Source organism: Micromonospora sp. NPDC047756 (assembly GCF_055587245.1).
The window spans coordinates 192,895-210,934 of record NZ_JBVJGQ010000006.1 but is presented as its reverse complement, the minus strand read 5'-3'; the positions used below and the strand labels follow the sequence as shown (position 1 = coordinate 210,934).

The 18,040-nt window shown below is 71.2% G+C and carries 14 protein-coding genes; 5 read left to right on the top strand and 9 right to left on the bottom strand.

Annotation, left to right across the window (positions count from 1 at the left end; genetic code table 11):
• Window positions 1-225: 225 nt before the first annotated feature.
• Entirely contained in the window at window positions 226-2,067 is a 1,842-nt protein-coding gene (locus ACZ6NZ_RS20970) for a family 43 glycosylhydrolase (RefSeq protein WP_465859675.1), read from the bottom strand.
• A 621-nt stretch (window positions 2,068-2,688) separates the two neighbouring features.
• Here ACZ6NZ_RS20970 and ACZ6NZ_RS20965 point away from each other — a divergent pair.
• The 3 genes from ACZ6NZ_RS20965 (at window position 2,689) to ACZ6NZ_RS20955 (ending at window position 7,118) form a co-directional block, all read left to right on the top strand.
• Window positions 2,689-5,022 (top strand): beta-L-arabinofuranosidase domain-containing protein, encoded by a 2,334-nt coding sequence (locus ACZ6NZ_RS20965; RefSeq protein ID WP_465859673.1) that lies wholly within the window; start codon window positions 2,689-2,691, stop codon window positions 5,020-5,022.
• A 158-nt stretch (window positions 5,023-5,180) separates the two neighbouring features.
• Window positions 5,181-6,119 carry an NHL repeat-containing protein gene (locus ACZ6NZ_RS20960; RefSeq protein ID WP_465859671.1) on the top strand — a complete coding sequence of 313 codons (939 nt, stop codon included), beginning with the start codon at window positions 5,181-5,183 and terminating at the stop codon, window positions 6,117-6,119.
• A 129-nt stretch (window positions 6,120-6,248) separates the two neighbouring features.
• Window positions 6,249-7,118 carry an endonuclease/exonuclease/phosphatase family protein gene (locus ACZ6NZ_RS20955; RefSeq protein ID WP_465859669.1) on the top strand — a complete coding sequence of 290 codons (870 nt, stop codon included), beginning with the start codon at window positions 6,249-6,251 and terminating at the stop codon, window positions 7,116-7,118.
• 78 nt (window positions 7,119-7,196) lie between these two features.
• On the opposite strand, the gene ACZ6NZ_RS20950 is transcribed toward ACZ6NZ_RS20955, so the two are convergent.
• Entirely contained in the window at window positions 7,197-8,081 is an 885-nt protein-coding gene (locus tag ACZ6NZ_RS20950; protein ID WP_465859667.1) for an MHYT domain-containing protein, read from the bottom strand.
• A gap of 165 nt (window positions 8,082-8,246) precedes the next feature.
• The gene (locus ACZ6NZ_RS20945) at window positions 8,247-11,048 is read right to left on the bottom strand and encodes a DEAD/DEAH box helicase (RefSeq protein WP_465859666.1); all 2,802 of its coding nucleotides are present in this window, start codon (window positions 11,046-11,048) and stop codon (window positions 8,247-8,249) included.
• A gap of 86 nt (window positions 11,049-11,134) precedes the next feature.
• Between ACZ6NZ_RS20945 and ACZ6NZ_RS20940 the strand changes: the two genes are divergently transcribed.
• On the top strand, window positions 11,135-11,893 hold the full coding sequence (locus ACZ6NZ_RS20940; RefSeq protein ID WP_366611301.1) for an HAD family hydrolase: 759 nt from the start codon (window positions 11,135-11,137) through the stop codon (window positions 11,891-11,893).
• 336 nt (window positions 11,894-12,229) lie between these two features.
• Window positions 12,230-13,141 (top strand): EamA family transporter, encoded by a 912-nt coding sequence (locus ACZ6NZ_RS20935; protein WP_465859663.1) that lies wholly within the window; start codon window positions 12,230-12,232, stop codon window positions 13,139-13,141.
• On the opposite strand, the gene ACZ6NZ_RS20930 is transcribed toward ACZ6NZ_RS20935, so the two are convergent.
• From ACZ6NZ_RS20930 to ACZ6NZ_RS20905, 6 genes are all read right to left on the bottom strand, one after another.
• Window positions 13,104-14,045, bottom strand: a complete 942-nt coding sequence (locus ACZ6NZ_RS20930; protein ID WP_465860110.1) for a diacylglycerol kinase — start codon at window positions 14,043-14,045, stop codon at window positions 13,104-13,106. The two genes, ACZ6NZ_RS20935 and ACZ6NZ_RS20930, sit on opposite strands and share 38 nt — an antisense overlap.
• Before the next feature lie 164 nt (window positions 14,046-14,209).
• Complete coding sequence (gene tatC, locus ACZ6NZ_RS20925; protein ID WP_366611299.1) at window positions 14,210-15,160, bottom strand: twin-arginine translocase subunit TatC; 951 nt, start codon at window positions 15,158-15,160, stop codon at window positions 14,210-14,212.
• A gap of 18 nt (window positions 15,161-15,178) precedes the next feature.
• Window positions 15,179-15,493: a Sec-independent protein translocase subunit TatA gene (tatA, locus tag ACZ6NZ_RS20920; RefSeq protein WP_124776013.1), complete on the bottom strand. Its 315-nt coding sequence runs from the start codon at window positions 15,491-15,493 to the stop codon at window positions 15,179-15,181.
• 159 nt (window positions 15,494-15,652) lie between these two features.
• Window positions 15,653-15,898: a hypothetical protein gene (locus ACZ6NZ_RS20915; protein WP_366611297.1), complete on the bottom strand. Its 246-nt coding sequence runs from the start codon at window positions 15,896-15,898 to the stop codon at window positions 15,653-15,655.
• 10 nt (window positions 15,899-15,908) lie between these two features.
• On the bottom strand, window positions 15,909-16,958 hold the full coding sequence (locus ACZ6NZ_RS20910; protein ID WP_465859661.1) for a helix-turn-helix transcriptional regulator: 1,050 nt from the start codon (window positions 16,956-16,958) through the stop codon (window positions 15,909-15,911).
• Window positions 16,955-17,953, bottom strand: coding sequence for a helix-turn-helix transcriptional regulator (locus tag ACZ6NZ_RS20905; RefSeq protein WP_465859659.1), 999 nt, complete (start codon window positions 17,951-17,953; stop codon window positions 16,955-16,957). Before ACZ6NZ_RS20905 ends, ACZ6NZ_RS20910 begins: the two co-directional genes overlap by 4 nt.
• Between the last annotated feature and the right edge of the window lie 87 nt (window positions 17,954-18,040).

Sequence of the window (18,040 nt, the reverse complement as noted above, 5' to 3'; positions counted from 1 at the left end):
GACCCGACGTCCGACATGCCCTGGGCGGACGTCGCGGGTCGAGGTGCCACAGCAGGTTCGCCCGGTGAACCACAGGTGCGGCTGCCCTCAACCATCGACTGTGAGCGATAACATGCCGTTCGTCAAGTCGTCACCAACCGCACCGGGAAACCGCCGCTCCGTCGCGGTGATGGGCCTGGCACCGTGCTGCCGGAGCCGCGCCGAGCACGGCTCCGGCAGCACCAGTCACTGGAACGAGGCGTCGTCGACCAGGAGGCTGTCGGTGCCCGCCGCCGTCTCGACGTAGAAGGTAGCGCTGGTCAGCGTGCCGCTCCATGACACGGTCGTGGTGCCGGTGAGCAGGGTCCAGCCGTTGACGTTCACGCCCACCGCCGGCGTCAGCTGAAGGTAGCTCGTCGTGCCGTTCGCGGTCAGCGACAGGGTCGCCTTCGCCGACGGGGTGCCGCTCTGTGCGCGTACCCAGACGTTCGTGGTGTAGCTCCTGCCGTTGGTGAGCCTGGCGGTCACGTCCTGACCGGGGCCGTTCCAGGCGCCGGTCCGGCCGGTGATCGACAGTGACCCACTGCCACCGTGCGCCACGCTGGTGTTGCGGGAGAGCGTGCCACTGCCGTGCACTCCCCAGCCGGTCGTGCCGTTCTCCACGTCGCCGTTGGTGAGCAGGTTGGTGGCGGTGCCGCCGCTACCGCCGAACTGCCACCAGTTGATGTTGAGCAGGTTGCCACTGCCGCCGGCGAAGCGCAGGTAGAGGTCACGGGTACCGGTCGCCCCGCTGATCGCGCAGGTGGTGGTGCTCCAGGTCTGCCAGCCGCCGGTGCCACCCACGGTGCAGGTGCCAACGGTCGGGCCGTTGGCACTGTCGAGGCGTACCTCGATGCGCCCGCCGCTGGTGGCCGACGCGACCCGGGCGCTGAACGAGGTCGCACCCGCGCCGAAGGCGACACCCTTGAGCTTGATGTAGTCGCCGTTCTCGATCCAGCCGACGTTCATCCCGCCCTCGCTGGACACCTCGGTCTCGATCCCCGAGCCCCAGGCGATCGTCTCTGCCTCCTGCCGCACGTACGGGTTCAGGGTGCCCACCTGCGGCGCCCCCGTGGTCGTCATGTTGATCGTCGGGAACATACCGCTGCTGGTGTAGGTGAACTTCTCCACCGCTACCGAACGGGTGTAACCGCTACCGCCGGGCAGTGCCCCGTTGTGATAGAAGAAATACGAGCCGCCCTGAAAGTCGATGACACCCGCGTGATTGGTGAAACTGGCGCCCTGCCGCGGCATGATCGTTCCCCGATATGTCCAGGGCCCCGTCGGTCCGGTCGCCGTGGAGTACGCGATGAATTCGGAGCAGCATTCCGCCGCGAACACGTTGTAGTACAACCCGTTGCGTTTGAACACCCACGGCCCCTCCTCGTACAGCGTCGGCCGACTCGCATTACCGTTGCGGGTACCGAACCCCGCCGTCGTGAGGGGAATGCGGGTCGCGCTGCCCGAGAACGAAATCATGTCCGGGTTCAACTTGACGTACCACAGACCCGGGTTACCCCAGTACAGATACGCCTGCCCGTCGTCGTCGATGAACGCGTGCGGGTCGATTTCGTTGTTGCCGACCAGTGGCCGACCGAGCGCGTCGCGGAACGGCCCGGTCGGGCTGTCGGCCACGCCGACGCCGATCACCATCTGCCCGTTGGAGCGCTGGCGCACCGGCACGTACCAGTAGAACTTTCCGTTACGCGCGACGACCTGCCCGGCCCACGCGTTGGCGTCCGCCCACGCGAACGTCGCCAGATTCATCGGCGAGCCGTGATCGGTCCAGTTCACCATGTCGGCCGACGAGTACACCCGCCATTCGCGCATGGTGAAGTAGGTGGATCCGTCCTCGTCGTGTCCGGTGTAGAGGTAGACCCGACCGTTGTGCACCATCGGCGCCGGGTCGGCGGTGTAGATGTTCTGCACGATGGGGTTGTCGGCCTTGGCCGTACCCGGAATCAGTGCGAAGAGGCAGGCCATGCTGGCCAGCCAGGCGACCGCTCGCCTGGTCCGGCGAGCGGCCCGGGTCGTGGTTCGATTCTTCACGTTCACATTTACTCCCACAGGAAGTGCGCGGTGCTTGACGGGTGGAGCCACCGCTGTGACGGCCGCTCGAACGGGCTTGTGGTTCCCGAGCCGGGCAGCACGACCGGCGGCCGTGTTAGCGCTAACAGCTATTCGCCAATGCCTCCCTCCCCTATCTGGCCTGGATTCTTGGGTGGCGCGGGATGACCGTCGTAACCCCATCGCAGCATTGAGGTATCAACGTAGACATCGAAGATTTACGATGCACGGTACTGAGCGACCGGACGGTCGTCAACGGAGCGGCAGCCACCGGCAACGGTCACTCACGGCAACGCCTCGATGATCGCGAGCCCGGGCAATGTCCGTTTCGGACCACAACCGCCACCGGACCGGGCGAGTCCGGTCCAGGTGGTCGCGGAAATGGGTCGACCAGACACTCCGGGGGGTTGCGGGCATGTTAACAACGAACTATGTTAGCGATCACATCGATGAGCCGCGATAGGCGCAGGGGTGGGCACCCGGCGTCCACGGCGACCCCCGTCCCACCCACCACACCGCACCCGGCGTCGGCCCCCTCTTGCCGCCGACGACCCACCGCCATCGATGGCGGCCCCGACGTACCCGGCCACCTGGAGGTTCCCCATGTCACCCCTGCCCCTCAGCCGTCGCCACCTGCTTCAGGCCGCCGGAGCCACCGTGGTGGTCTCCGCGACCGGCGTCGCCGTCTCCCCCGCGGGCGCGAGCGCCGCCATCGTGCCCCCGGCCCGGTCCGACATCGGCGTCTCGGCGTACGCATTCGACCCCGGGCAGGTGCGACTCACCGCCGGCCGTTGGATGGACAACCAGAACCGGACGCTGAACTACCTGCGGTTCGTCGACGTCGACCGGATGCTCTACAACTTCCGCGCCAACCACCGGCTGTCCACGAACGGCGCTGCCACCAACGGGGGCTGGGACGCGCCGAACTTCCCGTTCCGGACCCACATGCAGGGCCACTTCCTCAGCGCGTGGGCGTACGCGTACGCGGTGCTGGGCGACACCACCTGCCGGGACAAGGCGAACTACATGGTCGCCGAGCTGGCCAAGTGCCAGGCGAACAACGGTGCCGCCGGGTTCGGCGCGGGTTACCTCTCCGGCTTCCCGGAGTCCGACTTCACCGCGCTGGAGGCCCGGACACTGTCCAACGGCAACGTGCCCTACTACTGCATCCACAAGACCCTCGCCGGTCTCCTCGACGTCTGGCGCTACATCGGCAACACGCAGGCCCGTACGGTGCTGCTGTCCCTCGCCGGCTGGGTCGACACCCGGACGGCCCGGCTGAGCTCCAGCCAGATGCAATCGATGCTGGGCACCGAGTTCGGTGGCATGAACGACGTGCTCGCCGACATCTACCAGCAGACCGGCGACTCCCGGTGGCTCGCCACCGCCCAGCGGTTCGACCACGCCGCCGTGTTCAACCCCCTGGCCGCCAACCAGGACCAGCTCAACGGGCTGCACGCCAACACCCAGGTGCCCAAGTGGATCGGTGCCGCCCGGGAGTACAAGGCCACCGGGACCACCCGCTACCGGGACATCGCCAGCAACGCGTGGCGTATCACCGTCGGCGCGCATACCTACGCCATCGGCGGCAACAGTCAGGCGGAGCACTTCCGGGCACCGAACGCGATCGCCGGCTACCTCAGCAACGACACCTGCGAGCAGTGCAACACCCATAACATGCTCAAACTGACCCGGGAGCTGTGGCTGCTCGACCCGAGCCGGGCGGACTACTTCGACTTCTACGAGCGGGCGCTGATCAACCACCTGATCGGCGGGCAGAACCCGGCCGACAGCCACGGCCACATCACCTACTTCACCCCGCTGCGGCCGGGTGGTCGTCGGGGCGTGGGACCGGCGTGGGGTGGCGGCACCTGGAGCACCGACTACAACTCGTTCTGGTGCTGCCAGGGCACCGGCCTGGAAATCAACACGAGGTTGATGGACTCCATCTACTTCTACAACGGGACCACGCTGAGCGTGAACCTGTTCGCGCCGTCGGTGCTGAACTGGACGCAACGCGGCATCACTGTCACCCAGAGCACCAACTTCCCGGTCAGTGACACCAGCACCCTCACCCTGAGCGGCTCGATGAGCGGCTCGTGGAGCATCCGGGTACGGATCCCGTCCTGGACCAGCGGCGCGACGATCGCCGTCAACGGCACCGTGGAGAACGTCACCACCACCCCGGGCAGCTACGCCACTGTCACGCGCACCTGGGCCGCGGGCGACACCATCACCGTACGGCTGCCGATGCAGGTCGCCGTCCGGGCCGCCAACGACAACGCCAGCATCGGCGCGATCACGTACGGCCCGGCGGTGCTGGCCGGCAACTACGGCAACACGGCCCTGAGCACTCCACCGACGATCACCGTCTCCTCGATCACCCGGACCAGCAGCAGCTCACTCGCGTTCACCGCGAGCGCCAACGGATCCACTGTGAACCTCGGCCCCTTCCACGACGCCCACGGCTTCAACTACACGGTCTACTGGAACACCAGCGGAAGCGGCGGCACCGGCGGCAGCTACCGACTGGTCAACGTCGGCACCGGGCTGGTCCTGGGTGTCCAGAACATGTCCACCGCCGACGGCGGTCTGGCCGTGCAGTGGGGCGACAGCGGCACCGCGGACCACAACTGGGTGGTCATCACCGACGGCAACGCCGTCCGGTTCCGCAACGTCAACAGCGGCAAGGTCCTGGGCGTGGAGAACATGTCCACCGCCGACAACGCCCGGGTCCTCCAGTGGGCCGACAACGGCACCGCCGATCACCGGTGGATCCTGGTGGACAACGGCGACGGCACCTACAAGATCCGCAACGTCAACAGCAACAAGCTGCTCGGAATCCTGAACGGGTCGACCGCCTGGGGAGCGCAGGCCGTGCAGGATCCGGACAACGGCAGCGCGGACAACCGGTGGAGGCTGGTCCGCAACGCCTGACCTCCGCCGCTCGACGGGCTCACCGGCGCGGTCACCCGAGGACCGCGCCGGTGACGCCGGGCAGACGCCCGCCAGCGGTCGTACAGTGGGGAGGGTCCTGGCCCCAGTGAACGTGGCGGACGCGTCGGCTCGTGCCGCTTCCGCCCGGAAGGAGCACAGTGAACCGCCCCCTCCGCACCACGATCGGCGGCGCGTTGGCCGCCGTCATGCTGGCCACCGTCGCCGCCGCGCCGGCACAGGCGCACCCCGCGGGGCGGCCGCCGGCCGTCCTCGCCCTCCCCGACGGGTTCCAGCCCGAGGGCATCGCCACCGCCGGTCGGTACGCCTACTTCGGCTCCCGCGCCACCGGCGCGATCCAGCGGGTCGACCTGGTCACCGGCCGGGGCACGACGATCGGCGCGGCCACCGGCACGCCGTCGCTCGGCCTCAAGGTCGACACACGCGGCCGGCTCTTCGTCTCCGGTGGCACAGCTGGCGACGCTCGGGTACTCGACACCCGCACCGGCGAGGTGCTGGCCCGCTACCAGTTCGCCACCGCCCCCACGTTCGTCAACGACGTCGTGCTGACCCGCGACGCGGCATACTTCACCGACTCGAACCGGCCGGTGCTCTACCGGCTGCCGCTCGGTCGCGGTGGCGCGCTGCCGCCCGCCGACGCCTTCACCACGATCACGCTGACCGGCGCGTACGAGCAGGTCGGTACGGGGGTGAACCTCAACGGCATCACCACCACACCCGACGGCCGGGCACTGATCGTCGTCCAGTCCTCCACCGGCACGCTGTTCCGGGTCGACCCGGCGACCGGGGCGAGCACCGTCGTGGACGTGCCGGGCCACACCTTCACCAACGGCGATGGGCTTCTCCTGCTCGGCCGCACCCTCTACGTCGTGCAGAACCGCCTCAACCAGATCGCGGTGGTCCGGCTGAACCACGCCGGCACCACCGGCGCACTCACCGGCACCATCACCGATCCGCACTTCGACGTACCCACCACCGTGGCCAAGGCGCTGGGCCGGCTCTACCTGCCCAACGCCCGGTTCACCACACCGCCGACCCCCACCACGCCCTACACGGCGGTCGCGGTCCGCGCCCACTGAGCGATCCGAGGGGCACCCGCCGCGCGGGTGCCCCTCGGCCCACCGCTGCGGGAATCTCGATCGACGTCTCGGCCGCCAGTAGGATCACTGGCACCCCGGCGACGACTGTCGCCTTGCACCCCGGAGTCCGTGTTGGCCGCCCGTCCGTACCGGTTTCTGCGTCGAACCCTGGCGGTGGGCTGCATCCTCGCCGCCGCCGCACTGCCGGCCAACCGGCCGGCCGCACCGTCGGCAGCGCCCACCGACGTGGCGCAGCCCACGGTCCTGCGGATGCTGCAGATGAACCTCTGCAACAGTGGCCTCGCCGGCTGCTACACCGGCCGCGCGATGGCCAGGGCCGCTGAGGTGATCACCGCCAAGGCGCCCGACCTGGTCACCCTCAACGAGATCTGCGCGGGCGACCTGTCGACCCTGCGCCGGGTGTTCCAAACCGTCCACCCTGGCCAGAGGGTGGTGGCCGCGTTCCAGGCCGCCGGCGACCGCCCGAGCGGCGACGACACCCGCTGCCGCAACGGGCAACGGTTCGGCATCGGGGTACTGGCCCACGTGCCGACGCCGGACACACCGAACACCGTGTACGCCGGAATCCACCCGACGCAGGACCTCGCGGACCCCGAGGAACGCGCCTGGCTCTGCGTCGACGTCGGCGGCGCCGTGCTCGCCTGCACCACGCACCTGTCCGCCACCGGTGGCTACCGCGTCGCGCTCGCCCAGTGCGACCACCTGCTCGGCACCATCCTGCCGACGATCAGCCGCGACGCCGGGGACGAACCGACAGTGCTCGGCGGTGACCTCAACCTGCGCGCCGGCCCCGACTCCGACGTGCGGTCCTGTATCCCGCCGGGCCATCAGCGGGTCGCCGACGGTCGACTGCAACACGTGACGGCGACCGCCGACATCAGCCTCTGCTGTCGCAGCCTGGTGCCCATGAACGGGACGACCGACCACCCCGGGCTGCTGGTCACCCTCACGATCGACAGCAGCCGACGACCGGCCTGACCCGTCTCCGTCCGGGCGCACGGAGACGGCCGGATCCCCGAAGGTCGCCGCGACGCGGCGCGGGCCGGTCGCACGACGTCAGCGCGGCGGCGTGTCCCGGCGGGACGGGAAGGGAGTACCGGGCTGGCCGAGGGTGGAGCGGGCGCGCAACCCGACCGGGTCGGGAGCAGCGGCGGGCGCCGCGGCCGGCGGCTCCGAGATCCGCAGCCCGCTCAGGTACGCGGTGGCGGCCCGGTCCTCGTCGGTCGGAGCGGCCAGCAGCGCGTAGAGCAGACCGACCACCCCGAAGACCACCGCCAGCACGATCGGCACCAGCAGGGTGCCCACCCCGGCGCCGGTCACCTCACCCGCCCGTTCGTGGCGGTGCACCGACAGGGCGCTCATGCCGGTGAAGTGCATCCCGTTGACGGCGATCCCCATGACCAGCGCGGAGGCGAAGATCGCCAACCCCCGCCGGACGGTCATCGCGAGCCACAGCGCGACGGTGGACGCCACCACGGCGATGACCACCGAGAGCACGACCCGGACCGTGTCGTAGCCGAGGGTGCCGTTGAGACGCATGGCGGCCATGCCGGTGTAGTGCATGGAGGCCACGCCGACGCCGGTGAAGACACCGCCGGCGATCAGTCGTACCGGATTCAGCCGGCCGGTGCCCACGATGGCCAGGCCGATACCGACCGCCACCACGGCGATGACCGTGCTGGCCGCGGTCAGCGGCACGTCGTAGCGGATCCGGGTGTTCTCGACGGCGAAGCCGAGCATGGCCATGAAGTGCATCGCCCAGATGGCGGTGCCGCCCAGCGCCCAGGCCGACAGCAGACCCCACCACGCCCGCTGGCCGTTCGTTCGGGCCGTACGGATGCGCCCGGCGCAGACCAGACCGAGGATCGAACCGAGCACCGACAGCGCGTAGCTCAGCGCGGGCGTGATCCACCCGTACTCAAAGTGATTAATCTCCGCCACGGCGGCTTTCTCCCCATTCGTTACCGATGCGTCAACAAGACGCCTCGGCAATGATCAGGGGTGCTGTGATCAGGCGCAATAGCCCCCTTGGGCTATTCGAGGGGTGCCATTCAGGTAACCGTCCGCTGCGTCGATTCACCCGACGAAAGTTACTGGGTGTAACTGTCACGCTGACGTGTGGTACGCGAGAACGCCTCGATTGACGGCCGCTATAGCCTGTCGAGCCGTCGACCGCAGCTCCGTTGTGGCGCCGCCCGAGTCGGCAATCTGACCGAGCAGGTCGACGACCTGCCGGGCCCACCGGACGAAGTCACCGGCGGGCATCTCACCATCGATCTCATGGCCACTGCCGAGCACCTTCGCCAGCGCCTCCCCCCGGGCCCACCGGTAGACGGGCCAGGCGAAACCGAGATCCGGCTCCCTGGTCGCCGTCAGCCCCCGCGCCGCCTCGTCGGCCTCGATCTCCCCCCACAGCTTCAGCGTCTCGTCCACCGCGTCGGCCACCGGCCCGCGCGGCAGCGACGCCCGTTCGTCGACATCGCGGCGCGCCTCGAACACCACCACTGACACCGCGGCGGCCAGCTCGGCCGGGGACAACCCGTTCCACACCCCCCGGCGAAGGCACTCGGCGACCAGCAGGTCCGCCTCGGTCCAGATCCGGCCCAGCATCCGACCGGCGTCGGTGACCGCGCCATCGCGGGCGAGGTAGCCACGCTCGGTCAGCAGCGCCACGATCCGGTCGAACGTTCGCGCGAGGGACCCCGTACGACCGCTGACGCGCTCGCGCAACTCATCGGTGTCGCGCTCCAGCCGCCGACGCCGCTCCGCCCAGCGGGCGTGCTCCTCGCGCTCCGGGCAGGCGTGGCAGGGGTGGTGACGCAGCTCGCTGCGGAGCTGGGTGATCTGGTGGTCCTCGCCGGTCGCCTGCCGGGAACGGCCCCCGCGTCGGCCACCGTGCCGATCCAGGCCGGTGCCGCTGACCTCGGCGGCGAGATCCCGGCGGGCGCCCGGGGACCGGTGGTTGAAGTGTTTGGGCACCCGGATCCGGGCCAGCACCTCGGCCGGAGTGGTGAAGTCGCCGGGGCTGACCCGCCCGGCCCAACGGTCCTGGGTGAGCACCAACGGCCGGGGCTCACCGAACCCACCGGTGGCCGGGTCCAGCACCACGGCCAACCCGGCCCGACGGCCCGACGGCACCCGGATCACGTCGCCGACCCGCAGCCGCTCCAACGACGCCACCGCGGCGGCCTTGCGCTGGGTCTGCCCCTGCCGGGCGATCGCCTTCTCCCGCTCGGCGATCGCCACCCGCAGCGCGAAGTACTCGTCGAAGTCGCCGTGGTGGCAGGCGGCCTCCGCGCCGTACGCCTCGATGGTCTCGGTGTTGCGCTGCACCTGCCGGGCCAGGCCGACCACCGACCGGTCCGCCTGGAACTGCGCGAACGAGGACTCCAGCAGGGCCCGGGCCGGCTCCACGCCGACCGTGCCGACCAGGTTCACCGCCATGTTGTACGACGGCCGGAAGCTGGAGCGCAGCGGATAGGTGCGGGTGGACGCGAGCCCCGCCACGTGCCGTGGGTCGGTCTCCGGGGACCACACCACGACGGCGTGCCCCTCCACATCGATGCCTCGGCGGCCGGCACGCCCGGTGAGCTGGGTGTACTCCCCCGGGGTCAGGTCGACGTGCGCCTCGCCGTTGTACTTGACCAGCCGTTCCAGCACCACGCAGCGGGCCGGCATGTTGATGCCCAACGCCAGCGTCTCGGTGGCGAAGACCGCCTTGACCAGGCCGCGGACGAACAGCTCCTCGACGACCTCCTTGAACACCGGCAGCATGCCGGCGTGGTGGGCGGCCAGGCCGCGTTCCAAGCCGTCGAGCCACTCCCAGTAGCCCAGCACCGACAGGTCCTCGCCCGGAATGGCGGTGACCCGCGACTCGACGACCCGGCGGATCTCAGCCCGTTCCTCCGCCGAGGTGAGCCGCAGCCCGGCGGCGAGGCACTGCTGCACCGCGGCGGCGCAACCGGCCCGGCTGAAGATGAACAGGATCGCCGGTAGCAGACCCTCCCGGTCCAGTCGGTCGACGATGTCCGGGCGCAACGGGCCACGCCAGCGCGGGCCGCGCCGGCCGGCACCGGGCCCGGCGCTGCGCCCCTCACCCAACTCCAGCCGCCGCGCGGTCTCCCGGGTGTAACGCAGCAACTCCGGGTGCACGTCGTGCTTGCGGGCGGCGTCGGCGTCGTGGAACAGGTCGAACATCCGCTTGCCGACCAGCATGTGCTGCCACAACGGCACCGGCCGGTGCTCGCTGACCACCACGGCGGTCTCACCGCGCACGGTGACCAGCCAGTCGGCGAACTCCTCGGCGTTGGAGACGGTCGCCGACAACGAGACCAGGGTGACGGAGGCGGGCAGGTGAATGATCACCTCTTCCCAGACCCCACCGCGGAACCGGTCAGCCAGGTAGTGCACCTCGTCCATCACCACGTACGCGAGGCCCTGGAGGGTGCTGGAGCCCGCGTAGAGCATGTTGCGCAGCACCTCGGTGGTCATCACCACCACCGGCGCGTCGCCGTTGATCGCGTTGTCGCCGGTCAGCAGGCCGACCTGCTCGGCGCCGTACCGGGCGACCAGGTCGTGGTACTTCTGGTTGGACAGCGCCTTGATCGGGGTGGTGTAGAAGCACTTGCGTCGTGCCGGTGGGGCTGTCGCGTCGACGGCGGGCGTCGGGTCGTCGGGCCGACCCCGCAACGCCAGGTGAACGGCGAACTCCCCGACCACCGTCTTACCGGCGCCGGTGGGAGCGCAGACCAGCACACCGCTGCCCCGCTCCAGCGACTGGCAGGCCTCCCGCTGGAAGTCGTCGAGGTCGAACCCCAACTCGAGGGCGAACTCGTCCAGCGCCGGAAACTGTGCGGCTTGTGCGGCCTTGCGGCGCGCCGCTGCGTACCGCTCGGCGGGGCTCGACATGGCACCAAGATTAGTGCGTGCCGCGTCATGTCACCCCACAAGGCCGTCCGGAGGCGCGGTCGGGGGCGGTCGGTAGGGTGCACGGCGTGCCGGACCATGCCGAACCGCCCCAGACCAGTCCGCCGGGCACCACCGAGCGCCGGGCGTCCCGACGCCCGGTCAAGGCGGTGCTCTTCGACTTCCACGGCACCCTGGCCCAGGTGGAGGAGCCCCAGCGGTGGGTGTCGGAGGCCGCGGCGGCGTGCGGCGTCACCCTGGACCGCGTCCGCGCCACCTCGCTGGCCGACCGACTGCTGACCGCCGGCCGTGCCGGCGGACCACTACCGGCACGGGTGCCGCCGCGACTCGCCGAGCTGTGGGCCGACCGGGATCTCTACCAACACGCCCACCGGGGCGCGTACACCGGGCTGGCCGAGACCGTCGACGCCGGCATCGACGGCTTCGCCGACGCGCTCTACGAGCGGCTGCTGACCACCGAGGGCTGGCTACCGTACACCGACACCGCCCCCACGCTGACCGCGTTGCGCGACGCCGGGGTGCCGGTGGCGGTGGTCAGCAACATCGGCTTCGACCTGCGGCCACACTTCGACGCCTGGGGGCTGACCGACCTGGTCGGCGCGTTCGTGCTCTCGTACGAGGTGGGGCGGTGCAAACCCGACCCGGCGATCTTCTGGCGTGCCTGTGGCATGTTGGGCGTCGACCCGGAGCAGACCCTCATGGTCGGCGACACCCCGGCGGACGCGGGCGCGGTGGCCGCCGGTTGCTCGGCGCTGGTGCTCCCGGCAGCCGAGCCGGGCCGGGAGAACGGGCTGGGCGCGGTGCTCGACCTCGCCCTGCCAGGCTGACAAGCCGGACCGGTCCGCGCGGTCAGGGCCACCGAGCGCCACCCGGCGCCTCCTCTCCCCATGGTCAAGTGATGGAAAGTAGGTGTGGGGGGCCTCGGGGACCTGTTTCTCATCACTTGATCATGAGAGACGGGGATGGTTGGCGAGCAGGGCGTCGCGGCGGAGGTCGATCTCGCGTTCGGCCGGGTCGCCGTGGCCGGCCGCTCCCTGCCCGGTGCAACCTCGGCCCAGGGCGACAGATCCGACCTCTCGCCACGAGCCGAACGACAGGGCTCTCGTTTCGGCAGGTGCACACCGCCGAGAGGTAGCCGCAGCTGAGCGCCTACCGTCGTGCCCGTGACCGAGATCCTGCTGCCCACGCCGGCACCCGCGGAAGCGCCACCAGGTCGGCGCGGCGGCGTCGTCGCGGTGGGGCTGGTGCTCGGCGGGGCCCTGTCGGTGCAGTTCGGCTCCGCGGTGGCCGCGTTGCTCTTCCCGCGTACCGGGGTGGCCGGCGCGGTGACCCTGCGGCTGGCCATCTCGGCGGTGCTGCTGCTCGTCGTGTGCCGGCCCCGACTGCGCGGACACGACCGCTCGGCCTGGCTCGCGGCCGGCGCGTTCGGGCTGGCGCTGGCCGGCATGAACTCGCTGTTCTACCAGGCCATCGAACGCATCCCGCTCGGCCCGGCGGTGACGCTCGAGGTGCTCGGCCCCCTCGCGCTGTCGGTGTTCTCCGCCCGCCGACTGGCCAGTTGGGGCTGGGCTGGGCTCGCGCTGGCCGGGGTGGCGCTGCTCGGGCAGGGCGGCTTCGAGCGGCTGGACCCGGTCGGGGTGGGCTTCGCGTTCGGGGCGGGCGCCATGTGGGCCGCGTACATCGTGCTGAGCGCCCGGGTCGGCGGCCGTTTCCCCGGCGCGGACGGGCTGGCCCTGGCGCTGACCGTCGCCGCGCTGGTCACCCTGCCGCTGGGCATCGTCGACGGCGGCGCGGTGCTGCTCGACCCGCCGGTGCTGGCCCTCGGCGCCGCCCTCGCCGTGCTCGCCTCCGGGTTGCCCTACACCCTGGAGCTGATGGCGCTGCGGCGGATGCCGACAGCCACCTTCGCCGTGCTGATGAGCCTCGGCCCGGCCGTCGCCACCCTCGCCGGCTGGCTGGTGCTGCGGCAGGAGCTGACAGTGCTGGAGTGCGTCGCCATCGTGCTGGTGATCGCCGCCAGCATCGGCGCGGTACGGGTCACCGCAGCAGCCGCACGGCGCCCGGAACCGCGCTGATCGTCACCGGCAGCTCCAGGGAGCGTTCCCCGTCGGCGTACGACGTGATGCCCTCGGCCGCCAACTCCACAGTTCGGGCCCGGAAGCTGCGTACCAGCGGGTGGCTGACGTGGGTGCCCTGGTAGATGCGCGGCTTCACCCGGATCAGGGTCCGCCGGTCGACCCGACCCGCCACCACCACGTCGAGCAGCCCGTCGGTCGGGTCCGCGTCGGGGCAGATCCGCATCCCACCGCCGTACGTGGGGCAGTTGCCCACCGCCACGAGCACCGCGTCCAGGTCGTGCGGCACCCCGTCGAGGCGCAGCGTGTAGCGGCGTGGGCGCAGCCGGGCCAGCTCGACCAGGATCGCCAGATCGTATCGGCGCGGGCCGCGGGGCCAGCGCATCCGGTTGGCCCGCTCGTTGACGATCGCGTCGAACCCGGCGGCGAGGACAGCCCCGTACCAGCGCTCGACGCCGTCGACGCCGACCATCCGGGCCAGGTCGACCGGTTGGCTGCGGCCCTCGCGCACCGCCTCGGCGATCACCGCCGCCGCAGCGAGGGGGTCGGCCGGGAAGCCGGTGTCCAGGGCGAAGTCGTTGCCGGTGCCGGCCGGGATCGGACCGAACGGCACGTCGGTCCCGGCGACGGCCTGCAACGCCCGGTGCACGGTGCCGTCGCCACCGACCGCCACCAGCGCACCCGCGCCCTCCGCGACCGCCTGACGACATACCGCCTCCGCCTCCTCCGGGTTGGACGCCGACAGCTTTCGAAGCGGCCGACCCGCGTCGGTGAGCGCGTCCAACAACCGGGGCAGCAGCGCGCTGTACCGTCCCCGGCCGGCGGACGGGTTCGTGAGCAGGGCCACCGGCCCACCGGCGAGCGGGGCGCGGTCGACGGGTTCGCCGGCGACCGGGCCGGGCAGGTGATCGTCTGCGGTCACGGGCAGCACCGTACCGGTCGGACACCCGTCGTTCACCAGGGGCAGGTGCCGTCACCACCAGTTCCGCCGCCGGCGCGGGAGGTGACGCGACGACGCCGCCCCCGCAGCACGGGGACGGCGTCGGCGAACCGGTCGGCGCGAAGCCGTCAGGTCATGTCGTCGTAGCGGCGTTCGATCGGCGCCGGTTTGGCGATCGGCTCGGGTTCGCCGATCGGCGCTGCCGAATCGACCCGCTGCCCGGCCACGACCGGGTCCGCGTCGAACTCCAACGGCGACACCTCGTCGTCGTCGACGCCGGCGTAGATCTCCTTGCCGCGCCCACGTCGCTTGTCGTTGAGGAAGGCGATGCCCACCGCGCCGAAGTACAGCGCCGAGAGGCAGAGGGCCAGAGCGGTCATCCCGAACGGGTCCGGGGTGGGGGTGACCACGGCGGAGAAGGCGAAGAACACGAAGATCGCCACCCGCCACCAGCTGAGCAGCCGCTTCGCGCTGGCGATGCCCACGAAGTTGAGCATCAGCACGATCAGCGGGAACTCGAAGGCCACCCCGAACAGCAGGATCAGGTTGGTGACGAAGGAGATGTACTTGGTGATCTCCAGTGTCGTGCTGATCTCGCTGGCCGAGATGCTGAGCAGGAACTCCAGACCCTTGGCCGTGACGAAGTACGCCAGCACCGCACCGGCCGCGAACAGCGGCGCCGCCAGGGCGGTGAAGAAGTACGCGTAGCGCCGCTCGTGCCGGTGCAGGCCCGGCGCGATGAACGCCCAGAGCTGGTAGAGCCAGATCGGCGCGGCCACGATCAACCCGACCCAGAGCGCGACCTTGAGGTTGAGCAGGAACAGGTCGGCCGGACCGAGCTGGACGAACTCACACTTGCCCTCGACATACCTGGCCTGCGGCAGGTCGCAGTAGGGCTTCTGGAGCAGGTGCAGCACCCGCTCGGCCATCCAGAAACCGAAGCCGAACCCGACGAGGATCGCCACGGACGCGCGGAACAGACGGTTGCGCAGTTCGCGCACATGCTCAATGAGCGTCATCGAGCCGTCGGCGGCCCGTTCGAAGGTGCTCGGGCCGCGTTTACGCAGTGCGAAGGCCACGGGAGTGGGCCCCTTCGGTCAGTTGTCGCGGACGCGGTGCACCGGGTCGACAACCGGCTGCTGCGGCGGGGCCTGCTGGTACGGGGCCTGCTGCGGCTGGCCGGTGTACGGCGCCTGCTGCCCGGCGTGCGGCGGCAGCGGCTGGTAGCCGGCCTGCGCGTCGGCCTTCTCGGCGAGGTCGCGGTCGTCATCCTGCAGGCTCTTGGTCTCGGCCTTGATGATCCGCAGCGAGCGACCCAGCGAACGGGCCGCGTCAGGGAGCCGCTTCGCACCGAAGAGGAGGATCAGCACAACCACGAGAACAGCGATGTGCCACGGCTTGAGGGCACCCATGAGAAGCTCCAGTCGCTCTGTGTCCGGGGGGTGGTACGCAGCCCATCGTACGTCCGGATCGGCTGCCCGCCACCCGCTGGGTGGTGGTGGTCTGGGCGGGAGGGTGAAGTCTTGACCAACCCGCGATGATCCGTCAACCACCGCCGGGCGCGTAGCCGATCAGCCGCGCTTGGCCTTGATCACCGCGAGTCGCCGGGATGTGGTGTCGAGCCGACGTTGGACGTCCTCGGCACGCTGTTGCAGCGCCTCGGCGGTGTCCCGCAGCGCCTCGGCCTCGGCGGCACGCCGCTGCAACGCCACGGCGGCGCGGCGCAGTCGGGGCAGCCGGGCCAGCACCGGGCGCACGGCCAACGCGAGCGCGACGAGGGGTAGCAGCACCACCGCGAGCACGATCCAGATCAGCACGGCGGTCAGCCTACTGGGTGCGGCCGGCCACCGCCGGGTCACCCGACGGCGCGCGCTCCGCGTCGACCTCGGGCAGCCGGGGCAGGGCCGCGGGCACGGCGTACGCGTCCAGCGCGGCGGCCGCCGTCGCCCGCACCTGCTCGGCCAACTCCGTTGGGGCGACAACCGTCACCTCCGGGCCGAGGCCCAGCACGAACCGGCGGGCCCACCCCAGGTCGGTGACCCGCAGGGAGACGAGCCACTGGTCGCCGTCGCCGGCCTGCACCCGCTCGCAGGGGTAGTACTCGGTGATCCACCGTTCGCCCCGACCGATGCGCAGGGTGATCAACGGAAGCTCGGCCGAAGGGCGGAAGACGCCCTCGGTGAGGTCGTGCGGGACGGCCTGCGGCGGCACCGTCGCCGGCTCGTCCAACTCGGTGACCGCGTCGATCCGGTCGGCGCGGAACAGCCGGACGGCCTCCGCACGGCGACACCAGGCCTCCACGTACGCCCGCCCGCCGACCATCAGCATCCGCAGCGGGTCGATGACCCGCTCGGTGGTCTCGTCCCGGGCAGCCGTGTAGTAGGTGATCCGCAGGGCCCTGCCGCCCTCCACGGCGGCGCGCAGCGCCTCGACCCGCGGGGCGTCCCCGGGCAACCGGACCGCCACCGGCGCGCCCACCAGGTCACCCGCGGCCTCGATCTTGGCGAGGGCCCGTTCGACGGCCTCCCGGTTGGCCACCCCGGGCGTCTCGGCCAACATCCGCAGCGCCACCACGAGGGCCAGGGCCTCGTCGGGGGTCAGCCGCAACGGCCGGTCGATGCCGGCGTCGTAGGTGATGGTCACCCGGTCACCGTCGAACGCCATGTCGATCAGGTCACCGGGGCCGTACCCGGGGAGCCCGCACACCCAGAGCAGCTCCAGATCCTCCCGGAGCTGACGGTCGGTGACGCCCAGGTCGCCGGCCGCCTCGGCGATCTCGATGCCGGGCCGGGCCAGCAGGTAGGGCACCAGGTTGAGCAGTCGCGCCAGCCGGTCGGCGGACGCGCGGGAGCCGTTGCGGGCGGCCGGGCGGGTCACCGGGCACCCCCGCCGACGGCCAGCTCGTCGTGGCGCACGGCGATCTCCTTGAGTCGTTGGATGACCGCCTCGCGGACCTCCGGTGGGTCGATGACCCGCACATCCGGGCCGTAGCCGACGAGATGACCGGCCAGCCCGTCCGGGTCGGCGTACGGCAGGACCAACCAGTCGCCGTCCGGCCCGGCGGTCACCTGCACCGCCCAGCGGCGCAGCCCGGCGGCCCGCCCGGGCGCGGCCAGCACGGTGGCCCGACCGGTGCGTTCCGCCGGACCCGACGAGCGGGCCACGTGGCTGATCAGGTCGACGTTGGCCGGCGGCTCGTACGCGCCGGGGGCGCCGGTCACCCGGACCGCGCCGACGACCCGGGACAGCCGGAAGCAGCGGGTCGCCTCCCGGTCCTGGTCGTGGCCGACCACATACCACCGGCCGCGCCAGCAGACCACGCCCCACGGTTGCAACCGTCGCCGGCTGGGCGCGTCGCGATCGGGCACCCGGTAGTCGAACCCCACCTCGCGACGGTCCCGGGCGGCGGCGGTCAGCGGCGCGAACGCCGGGTCGACAGTGACCATCGGCTCCAGGCCGAGGGTCGCCTGCGGGTCCACGTCCACCCCGGCGGCGCGCAGCTTGGCCAACCCCGACGACGCGGCGGCGGCCAACCCGGCGTGCTGCCACAGTCGGGCGGCGATGCCGACCGCGGCGGCCTCGTCCGGTTCGAGGAGGATGTCGGGCAGCGCGTATTTGCGGTGGGCGATCCGGTAGCCGGGCTCGGCGTCGAAGGCGCTCGCCGTGCCGGTCTCCAGTGGCACACCCAGCTCGCGCAGCTCGGCCTTGTCCCGCTCGAACTTGCGTTGGAACGCCTCATGGTCGCGCGCGTCGTCCGGATCGTGCTCGTAACCGGGCACGGTCGCGGCGATCTGCGCGGCGGTCAGGAACCGTCGCGTGGACAGCAGGCAGATCACCAGGTTGACCAGGCGTTCGGTGCGGGTCCGCGACACGCGGTAGACGCTAGCAGCCGACCCGCCCACAGCGCGCACCCACGCGGGCGTGCCGCACACTTGTTCGGATCGGGCCTCCCCCGGCGC